This window comes from Kribbella sp. WER1, assembly GCF_054189145.1.
Window position 1 is genome coordinate 3640892 of record NZ_CM135186.1, and the last position, 19798, is coordinate 3660689.

The window sequence follows — 19798 nt, forward strand, 5'->3', positions numbered from 1 at the left end:
TTCAAACTGCACAGCTTCGCAAGTGCGCTATACATGGTCGACATGGACGCTGATGTGATCGTCGTCGGGGCAGGGCTGGCCGGGCTGGCGGCGACCGCGGAGTTGGCCGACGCGGGCCGGAAGGTGCTGCTGCTCGACCAGGAGCCGGAGGCGTCGCTCGGCGGGCAGGCGTTCTGGTCGTTCGGCGGGCTACTGTTCGTGGACTCCCCCGAGCAGCGCCGGATGGGGATCAAGGACTCCCGCGACCTCGCCCTGCAGGACTGGCTCGGCTCGGCCGGGTTCGACCGGCTGGACGACGAGGACAAGTGGGCCCGGCAGTGGGCCGAGGCGTACGTCGACTGGGCCGCCGGCGAGAAGCGCCCGTGGCTGCACGCCCAAGGTGTCCGGTTCTTCCCGGTCGTCGGCTGGGCCGAGCGCGGCGGGTACCACGCGGACGGCCACGGGAACTCCGTACCGCGCTTCCACATCACCTGGGGTACCGGGCCGGGGCTCGTCGCGCCGTTCGAGCGCCGGGTCCGCGAGGCGGTGGCGAAGGGGCTGGTCGAGTTCCGGTTCCGGCATCGGGTGGACGAGCTGACCGTGACCGGCGGCGTGGTCGACGGGGTCGCGGGCAAGGTGCTCGAGCCCAGCGACGTACCGCGGGGTGTGTCGAGCTCCCGCGTCGAGGCCGGCGACTTCGCGTTGACCGCGCAGGCCGTGATCGTCACGTCCGGCGGGATCGGCGGCAACCACGACCTCGTCCGTCAGCAGTGGCCGGCGCGGATGGGCGAACCGCCGAAGCGGATGATCAGCGGCGTACCGGCGCACGTCGACGGCCGGATGCTCGCGATCACCGAGAAGGCCGGCGGCCGGTACGTCAACCGGGACCGGATGTGGCACTACACCGAGGGCATCCAGAACTGGGACCCGATCTGGCCGCTGCACGGGATCCGGATCCTGCCCGGCCCGTCGTCGCTCTGGTTCGATGCCACCGGCAAGCGACTGCCGGTGCCGTTGTTCCCCGGGTTCGACACGTTGGGAACGCTCGAGCACATCATGCGGACCGGGTACGACTACACGTGGTTCGTGCTGACCCAGAAGATCATCGAGAAGGAGTTCGCGCTCTCCGGCCAGGAACAGAACCCGGACCTGACCGGCAAGGACATCAAGGGCGTCCTCGGCCGCGCGCGCGGCGGCGCGACACCGCCGGTCCGGGCCTTCATGGACAAGGGCGCGGACTTCGTTGTCCGCGGCAACCTTCCGGATCTGGTCCGGGGGATGAACGACCTGACCGGCGAACATCTGATCGACCTCGACGACCTCGAACGGCAGATCGTCGCCCGGGACCGGGAGCTGACCAACACGTTCACCAAGGACCTCCAGGTGACCGCACTCCGCGGCGCCCGCAACTACCGCGGCGACAAGCTGATCCGGGTCGCGCCCCCACACCGGATCCTCGACCCGAAGGCCGGCCCGCTGATCGCCGTACGACTCAACATCCTCACCCGCAAATCGCTGGGCGGCCTGCAGACCGACCTCGACTCCCGCGTACTGCGCGCCGACGGCACCCCACTCCCCGGCGTGTACGCCGCCGGGGAGGTAGCCGGCTTCGGCGGCGGCGGCGCCCACGGCTACCGCTCCCTCGAAGGAACCTTCGTCGGCGGCTGCCTCTTCACGGGCCGCACGGCGGGCCGCGCGGCCGCCGAAGCCGTCCGCTAGAACACCATCGTGAGTAGGTCGGCGAAGAGTTCCTGTTCGTCGGTCTCCAGGCCTCGGTTGGTGAACCAGGCTGCCATGTTGTGGCAGTCGCGGAGCAGGAAGTCCATGCCCTTCGGGTTGCCGACGATGTCGACCACCTGCGGGAGGTCGATCATCACGATCCGGTCCGCCTGGGCGAGGACGTTGTACGGCGAGAGGTCGCCGTGCGCAAGCCCCGCCCGGGCGAGTTCACGCATGCCGTTGCGGAGTTGCTCGAAGTACACCTCGAGCAGGTCCTTCGGCGGGCGGACCTGGGCGAGTCGGGGTGCGGCGCCGCCCTGGCCGTCGTCGATGAACTCCATCAGCAGTTCGGTGCCGTCCACCTGGACGGGGTACGGCACCGGGACGCCGGCCTTCCAGAGGCGGTTCAGCGCCTCCCATTCGGCGTACGCCCAGCCACCGGCCGCGACGCTGCGCCCGTGGGCGGACTTCTTCGCCATCGCCCGGCTGTCGCGGCTGTTCCGCGTCCGCCGGCCTTCGACGTACGACGTGCTGCGGTGGAAGGACCGGTGCTCCTCGGTGCGGTACCGCTTCGCGGCCAGCAGCGAGGACTTCGCCGGGTTGTCGCCGATGGCTTCGACGGCCCGTTCGAGCAGGAAGACGTCGGCTTCCTTGCCGGTTTTGAGGACGCCGAGCTCGGTATCGATCGCGGCCTGTTCCGTCACAACCCACTCGGGGCGTGGTTCCGGGCCGCGAGAGCCGCGCTCGACGTCCAGCCAGGTGGACCACCGCTGGTCCGTCCCCAGATTCTCGTCGATCGACTGGAACTGGAAAGTGAAGGAGTTATCGGTGAGTTCGTACTCGGGAAAAGACAACGGAGTTGCTCCTGAACCGTGAAGTGAGACTGACGCGGACATGCCGCAGCACAGTGATGGCCATCCGTCAGCCCTCCTTAGGTCCAGGCAGCGCTCGTCGCTGCTCGGCGACACAAGAATGCCCGCCCGTCGCGGGCCCCGCAACGTATTTACCGGAACTGGGATCGCGCGGTCGGGCTCAGCCGCAGTTCCTGCATCGGCTTCGCGGACCGGCAGACCAGTTCGGGCAGCACCTGCTGCTGCCAGATCCGCGACGCGGCCAGCTGCCGGCGATGCTCGTCGTACGCCGGCATCCCCGGGAACCGCGCGAACCACGCGAGCACCACCTCGTCCCGCAACGGCAGCTGCGGAAAGTTGTTCTCGGCAACCAACGTCTCGAACACCGCGACCGGCTCGGCACCGGTCGCACGCAACACCGGTACGACGTGGTCCTCGAAGTACTCGACGAACCCGTCGTCCGCGGCGCCGCGGTGGTGGACCGCGCCGGCGATCACCGACGCCGTGTCGCCGGAGCGCGGAGCGTCGAGCGCCGGGTACGACGGCCCGAGGCGGACCGGCTTCAGCAGCAGCGCGTTGTCGGAGTCGATCATCGTCGCGTTCGCGGCCGCCGAGTGCGCGCGCCAGACCGGGCCGTAGTAGAAGGCGTTCAGCGCGTCCGCCCGCGCCGGCAGGTCGCGGAAGCCGCGGATCCAGACGAACCGGTCCGGGTCGTCGAGATCCCGGAACTGGCCGGCGATGTGCATCCCGGTGGCTTCCTGCCCGTCCACGAAGTACGTGTCGAACAGGTCGATCAAGGTGTCACGCTGCCCGGGATGCAGCGTGTACTGGCGCAAGTCCGCAACGGCGCAGCACTCGTTCATGGTGAGAACCAAACCATCGAAACCTGACAGTTACTGTCAGGCGACAGTCGTTTGAAACACCCGTAACAGCCTCGGACTTGAAAGCGCTCCGGGAGTTTGATCTGGTGGAGGCAGTGGTCGAGCCCCCTGCCACGAGCCTGCACGACGACACGACGAGGTATCTCCCGTGACGATCGCAGCAACCGAAGAATCCAAGCAAAGCATCGCCGACGCCACCCACGAGCTGCTGCTCGAGGCGGACAGCGTCCCCGATCCCCGGCACCAGGCCTGCCTCGAGCAGGTCGTCCTGCTGAACGCGCCGGTGGCCCGCTCGATCGCCTCCCGGTACCGCAGCAAGGGGGTCGACGCCGACGACCTCGAACAGGTCGCGTACCTCGGCCTGGTGAAGGCCGCCAACGGCTACCGGCTCGACGCGGCGACGGCGTTCCTGTCGTACGCCGTACCGACCATCCGCGGCGAGCTGAAACGGTACTTCCGGGACTGCGCGTGGACGATCCGCCCGCCGCGGCGGGTGCAGGAGATGCAGGGCAGCATCGCGGCCGCCGAACCGGAACTGATCCAGCGGCTCGGTCATGTGCCGAGCGACGAGGAGACCGCGGCGGCGCTCGGCACCGATCCGTCCGAGGTCGCGGAGGCCGCGTCGGTGCGCGGCTGCTTCAGCACGCTGTCGCTGGACGCGCCCGGTGCGGCCGAGGGCGGGACCAGCCTGCTGGAGACGGTCGCCGACGCCGAGGCCGGGTACGACCTGGTCGAGGACGTGCACCGGCTGACGCCGGCGGTGTCGTGCCTGGGCGACCGGGACAAGCGGATCCTGCAGCTGCGGTTCTGCAACGGGTTCACGCAGGAGGAGATCGGGCACGAGCTCGGCGTCAGCCAGATGCAGGTCTCCCGGCTGCTCCGCGGCATCCTCGAGACGCTCCGCTCCGAACTTGCCGAGGCCGTACCGAAGAACGACTAACCCACACCGAACAACGCATAGCCGACACGAACCCGCCCCCGCACCTCCCGCACCCCCACACCTCCGCACCCCGCACCTCCCGCACCTCCGCACCCCGCACCTCCCGCACGCCCGCTCCCCGCGCCCAGCGCGCAGCGCCTGGGCACGCGGTGTCTCCCGTTTGAGGGGTTCACCTCTCAGATGGCGGGTTCAGCACTCGCATGCAGGCTGCTAACCAGCCATCTCGGAGGTGAACCCGGCACGCGGATCGGCGCGTAGGCCTCCGCCGATCCTGCGGTAGCGTCGCGGTGTGGACTTCGAGGAGGCGGCGGACGCGGTGTACGCGGCGCCGGCGGCCGAATTCATTGCTACTCGCAACGAGCTGGCCAAGCAGCTGAAGGCCGCCGGCGACCCGCTCGGGTCGACCCGGCTGAAGGCGCTGCGCAAGCCGACGGTCGCGGCCTGGATCGCGAACCTGGTGGCGCGGGAGCTGCCGGAGCAGGTCGACGATCTGCTGGCGCTTGGGGACGAGTTCCGCGAGGCGACAGCTGACCTGGACGGCGACCGGCTGCGCGAGCTGACGCCGCGGCGGCACCAGTTGCTGGACCAGCTGGCGAAGGACGCCGGTCGGCTGGCTGGTGATGCCGGGCAAAAGATCAGCGCTGATGTCGCGACGAAGCTGCGGGAGACGCTCGACGCCGCGCTGGTCGATCCGGCGGCTGGGGATGCTGTTCGCGAGGGGCGGTTGAGCAGCGCGCTGCGACACGTCGGCTTCGGCGTCGTCGACGAGAACGGCGAGCCGTCGAACGTCACCCCCCTCACCGACGACCGCCGCCGCGCGGCGGCGGACCGCCGCCACACCCACCAGGAAACAAACGGAGCACGTGGCGCACGCGGTGCGGGTAATGCGGGCGGAGCGGACGGCGCGGGCGGGACAGGTGGCGCGGGCGGCGCGGATGCACCAGGCGCCGCAGGCGGCGCGCGCGGCCCGGCTGGAGCAGGCGGCGCGGCTGGAGCAGGCGGCGCGGGCGGCGCAGGCGCGGGTGGAGTGGGTGCGGGCGCGCTGGTGGAGGATGCCGGGGTAGGGGCGGAGGAGCGGCGGGCGGCTGCGGAGCGGGAGCGAGAGGAACGGGAGCGGCGGGAGCGGGAGGAGCGCGAGCAGGCGGAGCGGGAGGCGGCTGCCAAGGCGGAGGCTAAGCGGGCGTTCGAGGATGCGGTCGCCAGCGCGCAGGACGCGGAGGCGAAGGTTGAGGAGCTCGACAAGCGGCTGGACGACGCGCGGGATGCACTCTCCGAGGCGCAGGCTCTCGTACATCAGCTCGGCACGGAGCTGGACGAAGCGCGGCGCGTCGCGCGCGACGCGCAGAAGCACAGCCGCGAGGCCCGCAAGCACTACAACCGCTTGTAACTAGAGCCGCTTGTAACTAGAGCCGCTTGTAACTACAGCCGCTTGTAACTACAGCTGGTTGTAGTTACTCGCCGGGGACAGGTAGTAGGTAGCGGCTGGGGTTGGCGGGGGCGCCTGCGTCTAGCCAGCGGTGGAAGCCGGTGGGGTTTCGGCGTTCGAACTCGTCCAGGCAGATCCGTCGTACCTCGGCGACTGCCTGCCGGTCGCGAGGCCCGGCGCCCTGCGCCAGCTGGGTAGCTGTCTCCGACCAGACGCCGCACAGTTCGGCGATCGACAGTGGGCATTGCAGTGACGCGATCAGCTGCTCGTCCTCCGCCAGCTGCGCGTCAGTCAACCGCTCGAGCCGCCGCTGCCGCCGCGACTTCGCCACCACCCGCCGCGGCCGTCGATCCGGTACGGCGAGGTCGATCACCACGAACACCGCAGCAAGAACCAGCGCCGCCGTCACACCCAGTGCTCCCCAGGCGAGCAACCGCACCATCCCGGGCAGGCACAACACCGCACCTGCCGCCGTCGCCGCGACCAGCGCCGCCGAGCCGTATGGCGCTTCCTCGGTCACGTGCCGTACCACCGCGGCCAGCGGCCAGACCAGCACGAACACCACGACGAGCAGTACCGACGCGGCCAGCGGGCCGAGCAGCAGCACGCCGGCCATCGCCCCGGCGGTCCCGACTCCGAGACCGGCCGCGACTCCCACCCGCCTTACCACCCGCGAAAGGTGCATCACCACAGCTCACTCACCGTCACCACACCCCACAGAGTCCCCTCGCCGAGTGAACGAACAGCCGGTCACCCCGGTTCCCCGCGTGACCTGTTCAACGCGTGGTCGCTGCTGTCATCGGCGCCGTCTTCCCGGATCATGGTTGAAATGAGGACCTTCGCCGAACGCGTCCGCGGCCTCGCCCCGGCCCGGTGGGAGCACGACGCAGAGCTGCTCCGCGGCCTGTACGACGCTCAGCTCGGCAGCCGGCATGCAGACCTGGCCGCCCGTTGGATGCAGTCCCAGGGAACCGGCTTCTACACGATCGGCTCGGCCGGCCACGAGGGCAACGCGGCGGTCGCCGCCGCCCTGCAGCCGACCGACCCGGCGCTGCTGCACTACCGCTCCGGCGCGTTCTACCTGACCCGCGCGGCGCAGTGCGGCTCCAAGGAGGGACTGCGGGACATCCTGCTCGGCGTCGCCGCGGCGACCACCGAGCCGATCGCGGGCGGCCGGCACAAGGTGTTCGGCCGGCACGAGCTGTCGGTGATCCCGCAGACGTCGACGATCGCGTCGCACCTGCCGCGCGCGATGGGCGTCGCGTTCTCGATGAACCGGTCGCACAAGCTCGGCGTACCGTCACCGTGGCCGGACGACGCGATCGTGGTGACGAGTTTCGGCGACGCATCCGCGAACCACTCGACTGCGACCGGTGCGATCAACGCCGCGCTGCACGCGTCGTACCAGGGCCTGCCGATGCCGTTGCTGCTGGTCTGCGAGGACAACGGGATCGGGATCAGCGTGCGTACCCCGGACGGCTGGATCCGCCAGGCGTACGGTTCCCGTCCCGGCCTGCGGTACTTCGACGCGGACGGCACCGACCTGGACGCGGCGCTCTCGATGGCGACCGAGGCGGCGACGTTCGTACGGCGGAACCGGCGCCCGGCGTTCCTCCGGCTGCGGACTGTCCGCCTGCTCGGCCACGCGGGCTCCGACGTGGAAACGGCGTACCGCTCCGCCGCCGAGCTGGCCGCGGACGAGGAGCTGGACCCGCTGCTCGGTACGGCGCGCTATCTGCTCGGCTCGGGCTACACCGTGGACGAGATCGTCGAGCTGTACGAGGACAAGCAGGCCGAGGCGCTCCGGATCGCGGCCGAGGTCGCGGGTCTCCCCCAGCTGACCGACGCCGCGGCGATCGCCGCGCCGCTGCGTTTCCCACCGGCGGACGTGGTGGCCGAGGCCCTCCGACGCCCCCGGCCGACCGCGGAACGGCTGACGCTCAGCCAGTCGATCAACCGTGCCCTGAGCGACGTACTGAGTTCGTACCCGCAGGCGATGGTCTTCGGCGAGGACGTCGGCCGTAAGGGCGGGGTGTACGGCGTGACGCGTGGGCTGCAGAAGGCGTACGGGCCGGCCCGCGTGTTCGACACGCTCCTCGACGAGCAGTCGATCCTCGGGCTCGCGCTGGGCGCGGGCGTCTCCGGGCTGCTGCCGATCCCGGAGATCCAGTACCTCGCGTACCTGCACAACGCCGAGGACCAGCTGCGCGGCGAGGCGGCGTCGCTGAAGTTCTTCTCGCAGGAGCAGTACGCGAACCCGATGGTGCTGCGGATCGCCGGGTACGGGTACCAGAAAGGCTTCGGCGGGCACTTCCACAACGACGACGCGATCGGCGTATTGCGGGACATCCCGGGCGTGGTGATCGCGTCACCGTCGCGGCCCGACGACGCGGCCGGGATGCTGCACACGTGCGTGGCCGCGGCCCGGGCGACCGGTGCGGTGAGCGTGTTCCTGGAGCCGATCGCGCTCTACCACCGGCGGGACCTGTACGCCGACGGCGACGAGCAGTGGCTGGCGCCGTACGCCGGCGAGCCGGTGCCGATCGGGCGCGGCCGGACGTACGGCGACGGGACCGGGCTGACGATCGTGACGTTCGGGAACGGCGTACCGATGAGCCTCCGGGTGGCCGCGCGGGTGCCGGGGATCCGGGTGCTGGACCTGCGCTGGCTGGCGCCGCTGCCGGTCGAGGATCTGTTGCGCGAGGCAAACATCACCGGGAAGGTGCTGGTCGCCGACGAGACCCGCCGGTCCGGCGGGGTGTCCGAGGGCGTGCTGGCCACGCTGATCGACCACGGGTACGCCGGCCGGCTGGCGCGGGTGACGAGCTACGACTCGTACGTGCCGCTGGGCGCGGCCGCGCACGAAGTACTGCTCAGCGAGCAGACCATCGAGAACGCCGCGCGCGAGCTGCTCAGCTGAAAAGGCGCTGCCAGAAGGACTTCTTCTTCGCCGCGGGCTGCGGTTGCTCGACCGGCGCGGCGGTGCGGGCCGGGCGTTCCATCCGCCACTGGGCGATCACGGCGTCCTCGTTGACCGGGCCGGTCGGGACGACCGGGCCGGTGGTGTCGCGGATCGCGCGCCGGATCCGGCTGTTCAGATCGGTCAGGTACTCGCGGACCTCGGACTCGCGGCGCATCCCGCGGACCTTCTCGTGCAGCTGCTGCTTCTCCTTGCGGAGCTGCATCGCGGACGGCAGCAGTGCGTCGGTCTCGATGTTCTCCCGGCGGATGAAGTCCTTCACCCACCAGTCCGGGTCGTGGCCCTCGGCCAGCCGCAGTGGTTTCCCGGCGTGCGCCAGGTTGTCGAAGTCGCCCGCGTTCTCGGCCCGCTTGATCTGGGCCTCGACCCAATCCTGGGGCTTCATGCCCGGTGGCTTGCGCTCGGTCATGGTCCGCACCTCACCTTGGAGTTGCCTGTGAATTTCAGCGTACAAGTTTGTGAATGCAATCACAAGGCATACTCGGAAGTGTGCAGCTGACCGACGAAGAGATCTCGGCGATGACGCCGGCCGAGCGGCGGGACCTGATCCTGCGGCTCGCGCCGCGGCCGGGCGGGATGCCGTCCCGGCGGACGATCGAGCGGATCCGCAAGTGGCGGACCGTGCTGGTGCTGGCCTGCGCGGCCGTCCTGGTCCCGTGGACGGTGTACCTGGCGCTCACCCTGCCCGACCACTACGTCGCCCGGAACTGGGGCGCGACCTGGGTCGGCTTCGACATCCTGCTGCTGACCATGCTGCTCCTGACCGCGATCGGCGGCTGGAAGCGCAAGCAGTTCGTGTTCCCGACCGCGTTCGCGTCCGGCGTGCTGCTGATCTGCGACGCCTGGGTGGACGTGATGACCAGCCAGCGCGGCGACGACCTCACCCAGGCACTGCTCAGCGCCCTCCTTGTCGAACTCCCACTGGCCTTCGTCCTGATCGCCGGCCCACTGCGGCTGCTCCGCTACATCGCCGTCCGGCACGGCATGATCCAGGCCGACTCGCACTTCTGGCGGATGCCGATCCCGATCGCCGACCTGTACTCCGACCACAAGGTCCCGCCGCCGGCCTCGCTCAGTTGACGACGGCGCCGGCGGTGAGGTTGAGGGCGGTGCCGGTGAAGGAGGCGGCGTGGTCGGAGGCCGCGAAGGTGGCTGCTGCGACGACGTCGGCCAGGGTTGCCGCACGGTTGAGCATGGTGGCGGCGGCGGTGCGCTCGGCCACTGCGCGGCGGAAGTCCTCGGGGTAGGAGTCCGGGTTGGACTCCGGGATGCCGTTCGTCTGCAGGGTGAGGACGCGGATACCGTGCGGGCCGAGTTCCCGCGCGAGGCTGCGGCGTAGTGCCTCGACGGCGCCGAATCCGACCTGGAAACCGCCGAGGTTCGCGGCCGGGTCGCCGTACCCGCCGAAGGTGAGGATCACGCCGGAGCGCTGCTCGATCATCCGCCGGGCGGCGGCGCGGGACGTCAGGTAGAAGGTGCGCAGCATGTTCCGCACCGGCTCCTCGACATCGGCGAGAGACATGTCGACCAGCGGCGTACCGAAGTATTGCTTGTGGCCGATCAGGTTGAACGAGATGTCGATCCGGTCGAGTACGGCGGCGTGCCGGTCGACGGACTGCTCGTCGAGGGCGTCGACGACGGCGGCCTCGGCCTTGCCGCCCGCGGAGCGGATCTCGGCGGCGAGTGCTTCGAGGGTTTCGGGAGTACGGCCGGCCACGTGGACGGTCGCGCCTTCCCGAGCGAATCCGCGGGCGACGGCGCCGCCGATCGGGCCGGTCGCGCCGTACACGACGGCTTGTTTTCCGGTGAGCATCATGAGGTGGCCTCCAGTTCGGTGACGAGGTCGGCCAGCTGTTGCATGGACGCGCGGATGCCGCGGTCCATGCCGCCGTCGACGTACAGGTCCCGGTCCTCGACCGCGAAGAACACGGTCCGCTGGGTGAGGGTGGTGACCCCGCCGGCCTCGTCGAAGGTGATCAGGTTCAGGTAGACGGTGCCGGGCGCCTGGTCGAACTCGTACGTCTGCACGATCCGTTCCGGCGTCGGCTCGCCGTGATACAGCCCGTGGAACGCGTAGCCCTTGCCCGCGGCGTCGTAGTGCGTGAAGCGCCAGCGGCCGCCGTGCCGCGGGTCGAGCTGGTTGACGACGAGCTCGAATCCGGCCGGGCCCAGCCAGCGTTTCACCAGGTCGGGCTCGGTGTACGCGCGGAACAGCAGCTCCCGCGGCGCGTTGAACTCCCGGACGATGACGACCTGCGGCGAGCCGGGCTCGGCGATGATCTTCACAGGTCCTCCAGCAGGTCGTCGAGGCGGTCGAAGCTCTCCGCCCAGTAGGCGCGGTAGTCCATCAGCCAGCCGGCCGCGGTCCGCAGCGGCTCGGCCTCGAGGTGGCTGAGCCGCGCGGTCGCCCGTTGCGAGCGGCTGATCAGCCCGGCCTGCTCGAGCACCTTCAGGTGCTTGGACACGGCCGGCTGCGACATGCTGAACGGCGCCGCGAGCTCCGCGACGGTGGCGTCGCCGCCCTTCAGCCGGGTCAGGATCGCGCGTCGGGTCGGATCGGCGAGTGCCGCGAACACACCGGTCAATCCATCTTCATAACCTAATGGTTTTGAAACCATGTGGTTAAGGATGACCAGCTCTCGACGCTCTTGTCAAGAGAACCGGAAGTGAGGTTAGGCTTACCTACATGATTCCGCCCCGCCTTCGACTGGTCGCGGCTCTTGCGATCGCCGTGCTCGCCCTCGGTGCCTGCAGCAAGGACGCCACCACGAACTCCGCCGCGAGTACCGGCGACACCGCGGGCTTCCCCGTCACCGTCGACCACCTGTTCGGCTCGACCACGATCAAGGCCAAGCCGCAGCGGGTGGTAACGCTCGGCGGCGGGGACATGGAGGCGTCGATCGCGCTCGGCGTCGTCCCGGTCGCAGGCGCCGACTGGTTCGGGAACACGAACCTGCGCGGCTGGGTGAAGTCCGCGCTCGGCGACCGCCCGGCGCCGAAGCTGATCAACGCCTCGGAGCCGAAGTACGAGGAGATCGCGGCGCTGCAGCCGGACCTGATCGTGTACGTGAACACGATCAATGACAAGTTGCAGTTCGAGACGCTGAACGCGATCGCGCCGACGATCGCCGCACCGGCCGGCACCAAGAACGTGTACGGCGTGCCGTGGCAGGACCAGGTCCGCGAGATCGCGAAGGCGACCGGGACGACGGCCGCCGGCGAGCAGGTCGTCAAGGACACCGAGAAGCTGGTCACCGACACCGCGAAGGCGAACCCGGAGTTCGCCGGCAAGGTGATTACCGCGGGCGTGTACTCGGCGAACAGCCTGAACGCATGGCTGCCGTCCGACCCACGGATGCGGCTGCTGACCTCGCTCGGCTTCAAGACCAACCCGCAGGTCGACGCGATGGACAACGGCGACTTCTACGTGAAGATCTCGCCGGAGCTGACGCCGAAGCTGAACGCCGACGTGATCTTCATGGCCGCGCTGGACAGCTCGGGCACGCTCGATCCCGCGGTCGTCAACGACAAGCTGTTCAACGCGTTGCCCGCGGTCAAGGCCGGGCACATCGCGTACTGGGGCGGCGCGCCGGTGATCAACACCGGGACGCCGAGCGGCGAGTTCTCCAGCGCGATGTCGATCGGCGGACCGCTCGGGATCAAGTACGCGCTGCCGCAGCTGGCCCCGATGCTGAAGAAGGCCCTATAGCACCTCTGCGAGGATCCTGGTCAGGTCCTCGCCGAACGGACGATCGGCGTCGATCGGCGGTACGACGGCGTCGACCGCCTCGATCAGCGGTTGCAGGCCCGGTGGGACGGGGCGTTCGGAGAGCGCGAAGGCCTGGCGTACGGCGAGGAGTTCGCAGGCGGTGGTGTCGCGCGTGAGCCGGATCGCCTCGGCCAGGTTGCCGACGGCCTCCCAGGAGAACGTCTGGACGTCCTCCTGACCGTTGGACGTCTCCGCCGTACTGATTGCCGTGGGCAATGTCAGACGGCGGAGCCGGTGCGCGGTCGCGACGGCGCGTTTGTGGACCGCGACCAGGCCGGCCTGCGGTCCGGGGTCGCGGGCGAGCTGCGGCTGCAGGCCGGTGACCTTCGGGTCGAGCAGCCGATGCAGGCGAGCGGTCGACACCTCGGCGGCATGCGCGAGGGCCGCGGTCAGGTGGTCGCAGTACGCCGTGAGGTCGAGGCCGTGGAAGCCTGCCGTGCCGACGAACTCGCCGTCCAGGTACGCGGGTGAATCGGTGACGCCGCCGAACGCCCGCTCCACGGCGTCGTCGAGCTGCTGGACGGAGCGCCGTACGTGCGCGACCACATGTCCGGCCACCCGGAACGAGACCGGCGACTGGAGGCTGCGCGGCTCCGGTTCGGGACCTGCCAGGTCGCGGAGGCTGGTGAGCTCGGCGGCCAGTACGTCGTCGCCGCGGCCGACGGGAGGCTGGTACGGATCGCGGTTCGCGCCGATGACCGCGATCGCGCCGGCGGACACCGCGGTGAGGTGATCCGCCAGCCGACGCACCCGGCCGGCGTGCAGCGCGGCGCGGCCGGTGGCGCCGGGAATGCCTGCCAGTAAGGCGATTCCTTCCTTCGGCCCGGGGTCGAGCGATGCAAAGGCGTGGGCGAGCGGGATGATCTCGCCGGCCGATCCGGCGCCCTCGGCGGGGATATCCGGAGTGTCACCACTGTTGATCAGGGCAACCAACTGGTGGATCAGGTCGACCGACACGGCCGCGTCGCCGGTGAGGAAGGTGCGGAGCCGGCCGATCAGGACCGCGCGGGCCTCGTCGGGTGGCAGCCAGGGCGGGCCGCCGACGGCGCGGCCGCGGAGGAGGTTGCGCTGGTGGCGGCGCTGCTCGTCCTCGGTCAGCCGGACCTTGCTGAGGTTGCCCATGCCGGTGTTCACGCCGTACACGGGGTCGCCGGACGTGAGGGTGTGGAGGGCATCGGCGCGGATGCCGGCCAGGCGGTCCAGGAGGGCGGGCGCCAGCTCGATCGGATCGGTGCCGGCGGGGTCCAACTCGCTCGGTTCGTTGATCATCAGTGGAACCGCAGCATCGTGCCGGCGTCGGCGGCCTCGGCGCGGCGGAGGATCAGGTGCGCGATCGCGACGTCCAGCAGGGACAGGCCGCGATGCCAGAACAGCGTGCGTTCGACCGGGGTCTCGCGGCCGGGCTTGCGGCCCGCGACGATCTCCCCGATCTCGGCGTACAGGGAGTCCTGCGACAGCCGGCCGGTGTCGACGTGCCGGCGGAGCGATCCGAAGCGGCCGGACTGCGCCTCGCGCCAGTCGTCGACGACGACCTTGTCCATCACGTCCAGCAGGTCCAGCTCGACCGCGGAGATCGTCCCGTACGGTACGACGAACGCGCCGGGCCGGACCGCCGCCGTCCGCAGCAGCGGCTCGGGTTCGGTCAGGCGAGTGGCCTCGACGAGTACGTCGGCGCCGTCGAAGGCCTCCGCCGCGGATTCGCACACCCGGATCGGCGTCGACAGTTCCGCGGCCAGGTCGGCGGCGAACTTCTCCCGGGACTCCGGCCGCGCGGACGTCACCCGGATCTCGTCGAGGTCGAGCAGGTCGTCGAGCATGGTCACGTTCCACCACGCCGTACCCCGGGCGCCCGCGTGCGCGAGGACCTTGCTGTCCCGGCGGGCCAGGTGCCGGGCGCCGACGGTCGTCATCGCGCCGGTCCGGGCCGCGGTGATCATGGTCGCGTCCAGCACCGCGAGCGGTACGCCGGTGGTCGGGTCGAACAAGGTCGCCATCGCGAGCTCGCTGGGCAGGCCCTTCAGGTAGTTCGGGACGAAGTCGCCGACCACCTTCACGCCGCTGATCCCGTGCTCGCCGAGCCCGTCGAGATGGCCGCGCAGGACGTTGAAGTGCCCGATGCCGCCGTTGTCCGGGGTGAGGTGCACGCGCGGCTCGAACGCGGTCCGGCCCTCGCCGTGCTCACGGACCGCCTCCTCGACGGCGTCGACGATCTCCAGCCGGGTGAGGCCGAGTGCGCCGATGTCCGGACCGCTCAGGAAACGCAGCCAGATTCCCTCGGACACACAGGCTCCTTCGGTTGCCGTCGATCGATACTTAAGTCTCGCGCGCGCACGTTACGTTCGAGGCATGGGGTCGACGACAGGTACGCCGGGCAGCCCGAACAACACCGTGATCGGGCACTCGGCCGCGGACAAGGCGGTGCTGTTCGGCGGGCTGCCGGTTGCCGGGCTCGTGCTCGGCTTCTTCCTGCCGCGGATCGCGCACTGGGCCGGCGGGCACGAGTGGGTGCCGTTCCAGGGACCGCTGCGGCTGATCGCCGCGTGGGACAGCTGGTGGGTGGTGGCGATCTGCGTCGCCGTCGGCCTGGTCGCGGGCGTCGTACTGGCCGCGATGGCGCTGGACGACACGCTGCGGATCACGATCAGCAACCGGTCCGTGGAGTTCCTGAAGCACCAGAAGACCGTGGCGGTGCCGCGGGAGAAGGTGTCGGTGGCGTTCCTGGAGGGCAAGGAGATCGTCCTGCAGGACGCGAGCTCGCGGGAGCTGGCGCGCGAGAAGCACGACCAGTTCAAGTCCGAGACGCCGAAGATCGCGGCCGCGTTCCGGGCGCACGGGTACCCGTGGTCCGAGGCGGGCGACCCGCACGAGGCGGACTTCCGTCGCTGGATCGAGGACGACCCGGATCTGCCGCCGGCGGTGAACGCGATCCTCAAGGTCCGTTCGAAGGCCTTCGACGACGGCGACAAGGGCAAGGCCGACCTCCGCGAACTCCGCGACGAGCTGACCCACCTCGGCTACACGGTGAAGGACAAAGACAAGAAGCAGTACTGGAGGGTCTGATACAGCGGCGGGGTGTGGATGGATGACGCGTTCAAGCATCCAGTAAGTGGAGGACGGCTTCGGCGTACGCCTGTTCGGCGTCTGCGGCTTCGTGGGTGCTGCCGGTGAGGGTGATGCGGTAGCCGTCGGGGGTTGCTTCGAGGGAGTGGAAGTGGGGGCCGAGCAAGGCGCGGAGCTGCTCCTCGCGGGGTAGCCAGATCACCTCACGTTGCTCGATGCTGTCCAGGGCCCACTCCGTGGTGCCGTTGAAGCCGATCACCTTGCTGCCCTGGTAGTCGTGCACCTCGACGGTCATGTCGCTCACCACGAACACGTCGTCGTCCATGTCCCGGTCCGGGACCACGAACCGGTCCCCGGCGCCGGGGGTCCACAGCACCCCGGCTTTGCGCAGTCGTCCGGCCTGCTCGATCGTGATCACGCTTCCATCCTCCCCACGGCACGCAAATACCGCAGGTCCGCGCGAGCCGCCACCACCGAAGAGGTCACGCCAAGGCGTGGAGCCGTCGCAAGCGTCGTCCCGTGGGGTGCTGGGCAAGGCGGAGGAGGGAGGCAGGACGGAGTCCTGTCGACCGACGACAACGCCGCCCAGGGCCCCGCGGGGCGGCGCGCAGCAGGCTCCACGCCTTGGCGTGACCTCTTGAATGCGACTCGCGCGCGGACTGTTCAGTACCCGGATCAGCGGTGCAGGGCGGTCCGGAGCTCCTCGGCGCGGCGGGCGATCCGGTCCCGGCACTCGGTGGTCAGCGGCAGGTCGACCAGCGCCGTCGCCTGCAGGTGGCTGAGCCCGAACTCGGCGCGCAGCCGGCGGACGACGGCCGGGCGGTCGGCGGCGGAGCGCAGTACCACTGCCACCTCGTCGCGGCGCTCGAAGGCGGCCAGGATGCCGTCGTAGATCTCCAGCTGGGTGTACGCGGACCGGTCCGGCTCCGCCATCGTCTGCTCTGTCTTGTCGCTGGTCCGGATCACCTGCCGCCACAGGGCGGGGACGGCGAGCCGGGCGCGGGTGTAGCGCCGGGTCAAGGGCTGTGCGTAGGTCATCGTCATCTCGGTATTCCCCCAAGTAGTCAGTCTGTTGCGGCCACCGCGTGTGGTTCACGCGGCGGGCATTTCGTCCCTGGCGTGGTGATCGCCTCGAAGTGCCAGGGTTCGTTGTCGTACCGGCGGCAGATGCCGTACCGCCAGCCGTTCTTGTCCAGCCACGTCATCGCGGCCGCCGGAGCGATGTCGACGGCCTTGCCGAGCACGTGGGCGGAGTACTTCGGGGGCAGCACCCAGCGGGTCGCCGCCTTGTACGAGCCGTACTTCTCGATCGCCTCGTTCAGCAGCCGCTGCTGTTTCGAGGCGCTGCGCTTGCCGGAGTTGATCCGGATCGGCACCCCGGCCGCCTCCGCCGCCGCGAACGCCTTCTTCAGCCGGGCCTCGAGCTTCGGGGACAGCGCGTCGATGTCCTCCTCGCGCGGCACCTGCGTCGGCTTTTTCGTCGGCTTCTTGGTCGGCTTGTCCGCCGGGGTCGTGGTGGGCGGCGTCTTCGTCGTACGGCGGGGCGTCGGGGTGCTGGTCGGCACCGCCGTCGTGGCCGGGACGCTGTACGCCGGCGCGCTCTCGGTCGACACCACCGGCACCTTGTCGGCGCCGAGGCCGAGGGCGTCGCCGACCTGCTGGTGCCAGACCAGCAAGGACCCGACCACCGCAACGACCCCGACACCACCGATCACGGACAGCAATCGGCGCCCCTTGGGCCGGTCGGGCGGGTGGTCCTCGGTCATGGGGTACAGCCTTTCGTGGTCAGGGCGGTCGACGCATCCGTCCCAGGGACCGTCCTGCGGCCCTATCTGTAGCCCCTGAGTATCAGTTCGGACGCCGAGCCTCCTCCAAAAGTTGGAGAGAACGCCCCTCCGGCGAGATGAAGCTTCGGCAAACAGCAGTTCACTACGCTGGGCGACGTGATGGGACTGTGGCGGCGGATGACGCAGGGGCAGCAGGATCTGCTATTGGCTGCGGTCGTCGGGCTGGTCTGGTTCGTGGCGCTGAACCTGATCAACGGGACCTGGTTGCGGCCGCACAACCCGGCGGTGTCCGTGGTCACCGGGGCGTTCCTGGTCGCCACGATCGCGTTCGCGCGGCGGATCCCGCGGACCATGCTGGTGATCGTCTCCGCGCTGTACCCGTTCATGTACGCCGCGGTCGGCACCGGGCTGGCCGCGCAGCTCGGGCTGACGATCTTCGGGCAGCCCGAGATCAGCGACGCCGCCCTGCAGTCGGAGATCCACCTGGTCCCGCTGCTGGTGGTCGGGTACCTCGCCGCGTCGGCCGGCGTACGGCGGTTCACCTGCCTGTTCTTCACGATGGGCAGCCTCGCCGGGTTGATGATCGGCCTGCCGACCGTGGTCGCGATCGTCCTCAGCCACGTCAACCGCGCGGTACTGCAGGGCCCGCGGTACAAGGCCCTCCCCCGCGACGTCGGCAGCCTCTACACCTACATCGACATCTCACTGTTCGTGTTCGCCGAGGCACTGATCTGCGGGATGGTGCTGCTCGGCGCGGACACCCGGCGGCGCCGCAAGTCGGTCGCCCTGCTCGAGCAGCGGAACGCCGAACTCGTCCGGCTGCGTGCGGTCGAGGCCGAGCGGGCCGCGGTCGCGGAGCGGACCCGGATCGCCCGCGACCTGCACGACGTGATCTCGCACCACGTCAGCGCGGTCGTGATCCGGGCGCAGGCCGCGGACCGGGTCGCCGACCAGCGTCCCGAAGTACTGCGGGAGGCGATCCGCTGGATCATTGCCAGCGGCAAGGAGGCGCTGACCGCGATGCGCGAGACCGTCCGGGTGCTGAACACCGCCTCGCCGCAGATCGCCGGCGACACCGGTTCGGGCGGCGGGACCGCGCCGGTGCCGGACCTGGCCGACGTGGCGCGGATGGGTGAGCGGCTGAAGGCGGTCGGCATCGACGTGACGATGGTGCTCCCGCCCCGGCAGCGGCAGCTGACCTCCGCGACCGACCTGACCGCGGTACGGATCATCCAGGAGGCGCTGACCAACGTGATGGTGCACGCGAAGGCGTCCGCGGCGCGGGTGACCTGGCAGAGTGGACCGCAGGGCGAGCTGCTGACCATCGACGACAACGGGAACGGCGGCCCGCCGCCGGTGAACGTACTGGAGACGGCGCGCCGCAAGGAAAGCGGTCGCGGCAACGGACTGATCGGGATGCGGGAACGGGCCACAGCGGTCGGCGGAACCCTCGCCGTCGCGGCCGGCCCCCTGGGTGGATGGAGAGTGCAGGCATGGCTGCCGCCGCAGAAGTGAGCGAGCCGATCCGGATCCTCGTCGCGGACGACCAGGGTGTGATCCGGATGGGCCTGGCGATGATCCTCGACCACGAGCCGGACCTGACCACGGTCGCACAGGCCGAGAACGGCGAGGAGGCGCTCCGGCTGATCGACCGGTACGACCCGGACGTGGTGCTGATGGACATCCGGATGCCGGTGATGGACGGACTGGTGGCGACCGAGCGGATCACCGCGGCGAACCGGGCGGCCGGGCGGGCGCGGCCCGCCGTACTGGTGCTGACCACCTTCGACGACGAGGCGTACGTGCTGGCGGCGGTCCGGGCCGGGGCGTCCGGGTTCCTGCTGAAGGACACGGACCCGGATCTGCTGGTGTCGGCCGTCCGCGCGGTGCACCGGGGCGACTCGCTCGTCGACCCGGCGTCGACGCGGGTGCTGCTGGAACGCTGCATGGAGCTGGAACGCCAGGTCGACGGCGGTCCGTCGGTTGCCGCGCCGGCGCAGCCTGATCCGCGGTGGGTCGGGCTGCTGGCGCAGCTGAGCGAACGCGAGCGGGAGATCCTGGTCTGGATGGCCCGCGGGCTGTCGAACCGGGACCTGGCGACGAAGCTGTTCGTGAGCGAGACGACGGTGAAGACGCACGTCAGCTCGGTGCTGTCCAAGCTCGGGCTGTCGAGCCGGGTCCAGGCGGTGGTGGTCGCGTACGAGGCCGGCGTGGTCCGGCCCGGCGAGGCGGACGTGCGCTGGGAGTCCTAGAGGAACAGCCAGGCGGCCACGGCGGCAGCGACGAGCAGCAGTACTACGGTCACGATCTGGCTGAGCGCCGACGCCTTTCGGCGTTGCGGCAAGAAGTCCCCGGTCATGATTCCAGAGTGCGTCGCGGGGACGCCGTACCCATCGGCCGTCAGGA

At 70.2% G+C, this 19798-nt stretch carries 21 protein-coding genes; 9 read left to right on the forward strand and 12 right to left on the reverse strand.

The features are described 5' to 3' along the window. Nucleotides 1-42 precede the first annotated feature (42 nt). The gene (locus tag ACXJJ3_RS17670) at nucleotides 43-1698 is read left to right on the forward strand and encodes an FAD-binding dehydrogenase (RefSeq protein ID WP_458171250.1); all 1656 of its coding nucleotides are present in this window, start codon (nucleotides 43-45) and stop codon (nucleotides 1696-1698) included. On the opposite strand, the gene ACXJJ3_RS17675 is transcribed toward ACXJJ3_RS17670, so the two are convergent. Together ACXJJ3_RS17675 and ACXJJ3_RS17680 are read right to left on the reverse strand one after the other, a co-directional pair. Further along, complete coding sequence (locus ACXJJ3_RS17675; RefSeq protein WP_458171251.1) at nucleotides 1695-2552, reverse strand: serine protein kinase RIO; 858 nt, start codon at nucleotides 2550-2552, stop codon at nucleotides 1695-1697. The genes ACXJJ3_RS17670 and ACXJJ3_RS17675 overlap by 4 nt on opposite strands. Before the next feature lie 149 nt (nucleotides 2553-2701). Beyond that, a complete protein-coding gene (locus ACXJJ3_RS17680; protein WP_458171252.1) occupies nucleotides 2702-3412 on the reverse strand; it encodes an NIPSNAP family protein in 711 nt (236 codons plus the stop codon). A gap of 166 nt (nucleotides 3413-3578) precedes the next feature. Between ACXJJ3_RS17680 and ACXJJ3_RS17685 the strand changes: the two genes are divergently transcribed. Both ACXJJ3_RS17685 and ACXJJ3_RS17690 read left to right on the forward strand, forming a co-directional pair. Next, on the forward strand, nucleotides 3579-4370 hold the full coding sequence (locus tag ACXJJ3_RS17685) for a sigma-70 family RNA polymerase sigma factor (protein WP_458171253.1): 792 nt from the start codon (nucleotides 3579-3581) through the stop codon (nucleotides 4368-4370). Between the two features lie 289 nt (nucleotides 4371-4659). Continuing rightward, entirely contained in the window at nucleotides 4660-5757 is a 1098-nt protein-coding gene (locus tag ACXJJ3_RS17690; protein ID WP_458171254.1) for a hypothetical protein, read from the forward strand. A 64-nt stretch (nucleotides 5758-5821) separates the two neighbouring features. On the opposite strand, the gene ACXJJ3_RS17695 is transcribed toward ACXJJ3_RS17690, so the two are convergent. Next, nucleotides 5822-6466 (reverse strand): hypothetical protein, encoded by a 645-nt coding sequence (locus tag ACXJJ3_RS17695; protein WP_458171256.1) that lies wholly within the window; start codon nucleotides 6464-6466, stop codon nucleotides 5822-5824. A gap of 159 nt (nucleotides 6467-6625) precedes the next feature. On the opposite strand from ACXJJ3_RS17695, the gene ACXJJ3_RS17700 reads away from it, so the two are divergent. Further along, on the forward strand, nucleotides 6626-8716 hold the full coding sequence (locus tag ACXJJ3_RS17700; RefSeq protein WP_458171257.1) for a thiamine pyrophosphate-dependent enzyme: 2091 nt from the start codon (nucleotides 6626-6628) through the stop codon (nucleotides 8714-8716). Here the strand turns inward: ACXJJ3_RS17700 and ACXJJ3_RS17705 are convergent. After that, nucleotides 8709-9185, reverse strand: a complete 477-nt coding sequence (locus ACXJJ3_RS17705) for a DnaJ family domain-containing protein (protein WP_458171258.1) — start codon at nucleotides 9183-9185, stop codon at nucleotides 8709-8711. The two genes, ACXJJ3_RS17700 and ACXJJ3_RS17705, sit on opposite strands and share 8 nt — an antisense overlap. An 80-nt stretch (nucleotides 9186-9265) precedes the next feature. Here ACXJJ3_RS17705 and ACXJJ3_RS17710 point away from each other — a divergent pair, with 80 nt between their 5' ends. Further along, nucleotides 9266-9856, forward strand: coding sequence for a hypothetical protein (locus ACXJJ3_RS17710; RefSeq protein WP_458171259.1), 591 nt, complete (start codon nucleotides 9266-9268; stop codon nucleotides 9854-9856). On the opposite strand, the gene ACXJJ3_RS17715 is transcribed toward ACXJJ3_RS17710, so the two are convergent. Genes ACXJJ3_RS17715 through ACXJJ3_RS17725 form a run of 3 tightly spaced genes read right to left on the reverse strand, consistent with a single transcriptional unit; the run spans nucleotide 9849 to nucleotide 11352 of the window. Then, nucleotides 9849-10592, reverse strand: coding sequence for an SDR family NAD(P)-dependent oxidoreductase (locus ACXJJ3_RS17715; protein WP_458171260.1), 744 nt, complete (start codon nucleotides 10590-10592; stop codon nucleotides 9849-9851). The two genes, ACXJJ3_RS17710 and ACXJJ3_RS17715, sit on opposite strands and share 8 nt — an antisense overlap. Beyond that, nucleotides 10589-11062 (reverse strand): SRPBCC family protein, encoded by a 474-nt coding sequence (locus ACXJJ3_RS17720; protein WP_458171261.1) that lies wholly within the window; start codon nucleotides 11060-11062, stop codon nucleotides 10589-10591. Before ACXJJ3_RS17720 ends, ACXJJ3_RS17715 begins: the two co-directional genes overlap by 4 nt. Continuing rightward, complete coding sequence (locus ACXJJ3_RS17725) at nucleotides 11059-11352, reverse strand: ArsR/SmtB family transcription factor (RefSeq protein ID WP_458171263.1); 294 nt, start codon at nucleotides 11350-11352, stop codon at nucleotides 11059-11061. The genes ACXJJ3_RS17720 and ACXJJ3_RS17725 overlap by 4 nt, the downstream gene beginning before the upstream one ends. A gap of 110 nt (nucleotides 11353-11462) precedes the next feature. Here ACXJJ3_RS17725 and ACXJJ3_RS17730 point away from each other — a divergent pair, with 110 nt between their 5' ends. Further along, the gene (locus ACXJJ3_RS17730) at nucleotides 11463-12485 is read left to right on the forward strand and encodes an ABC transporter substrate-binding protein (protein WP_458171265.1); all 1023 of its coding nucleotides are present in this window, start codon (nucleotides 11463-11465) and stop codon (nucleotides 12483-12485) included. Here ACXJJ3_RS17730 and ACXJJ3_RS17735 read toward each other — a convergent pair. Both ACXJJ3_RS17735 and ACXJJ3_RS17740 read right to left on the reverse strand, forming a co-directional pair. After that, nucleotides 12480-13814, reverse strand: a complete 1335-nt coding sequence (locus ACXJJ3_RS17735; protein ID WP_458171266.1) for an aromatic amino acid lyase — start codon at nucleotides 13812-13814, stop codon at nucleotides 12480-12482. The genes ACXJJ3_RS17730 and ACXJJ3_RS17735 overlap by 6 nt on opposite strands. Beyond that, nucleotides 13814-14827: an ornithine cyclodeaminase family protein gene (locus ACXJJ3_RS17740; RefSeq protein WP_458171268.1), complete on the reverse strand. Its 1014-nt coding sequence runs from the start codon at nucleotides 14825-14827 to the stop codon at nucleotides 13814-13816. The genes ACXJJ3_RS17735 and ACXJJ3_RS17740 overlap by 1 nt, the downstream gene beginning before the upstream one ends. Before the next feature lie 64 nt (nucleotides 14828-14891). Here ACXJJ3_RS17740 and ACXJJ3_RS17745 point away from each other — a divergent pair, with 64 nt between their 5' ends. Beyond that, on the forward strand, nucleotides 14892-15605 hold the full coding sequence (locus ACXJJ3_RS17745) for a YqeB family protein (protein ID WP_458171269.1): 714 nt from the start codon (nucleotides 14892-14894) through the stop codon (nucleotides 15603-15605). 31 nt (nucleotides 15606-15636) lie between these two features. Here ACXJJ3_RS17745 and ACXJJ3_RS17750 read toward each other — a convergent pair whose 3' ends face one another. The 3 genes from ACXJJ3_RS17750 to ACXJJ3_RS17760 all read right to left on the reverse strand — a co-directional run bounded on the left by ACXJJ3_RS17750 (nucleotide 15637) and on the right by ACXJJ3_RS17760 (nucleotide 17371). Beyond that, on the reverse strand, nucleotides 15637-16023 hold the full coding sequence (locus tag ACXJJ3_RS17750) for a pilus assembly protein CpaE (RefSeq protein WP_458171270.1): 387 nt from the start codon (nucleotides 16021-16023) through the stop codon (nucleotides 15637-15639). A gap of 257 nt (nucleotides 16024-16280) precedes the next feature. Next, complete coding sequence (locus tag ACXJJ3_RS17755; RefSeq protein ID WP_458171271.1) at nucleotides 16281-16643, reverse strand: hypothetical protein; 363 nt, start codon at nucleotides 16641-16643, stop codon at nucleotides 16281-16283. 26 nt (nucleotides 16644-16669) lie between these two features. Continuing rightward, nucleotides 16670-17371, reverse strand: a complete 702-nt coding sequence (locus tag ACXJJ3_RS17760) for a M15 family metallopeptidase (RefSeq protein WP_458171272.1) — start codon at nucleotides 17369-17371, stop codon at nucleotides 16670-16672. Between the two features lie 180 nt (nucleotides 17372-17551). Between ACXJJ3_RS17760 and ACXJJ3_RS17765 the strand changes: the two genes are divergently transcribed. Together ACXJJ3_RS17765 and ACXJJ3_RS17770 are read left to right on the forward strand one after the other, a co-directional pair. Beyond that, on the forward strand, nucleotides 17552-18907 hold the full coding sequence (locus ACXJJ3_RS17765; protein ID WP_458171902.1) for a sensor histidine kinase: 1356 nt from the start codon (nucleotides 17552-17554) through the stop codon (nucleotides 18905-18907). After that, nucleotides 18904-19644: a response regulator gene (locus tag ACXJJ3_RS17770; RefSeq protein ID WP_458171903.1), complete on the forward strand. Its 741-nt coding sequence runs from the start codon at nucleotides 18904-18906 to the stop codon at nucleotides 19642-19644. Before ACXJJ3_RS17765 ends, ACXJJ3_RS17770 begins: the two co-directional genes overlap by 4 nt. Nucleotides 19645-19798 lie beyond the last annotated feature (154 nt).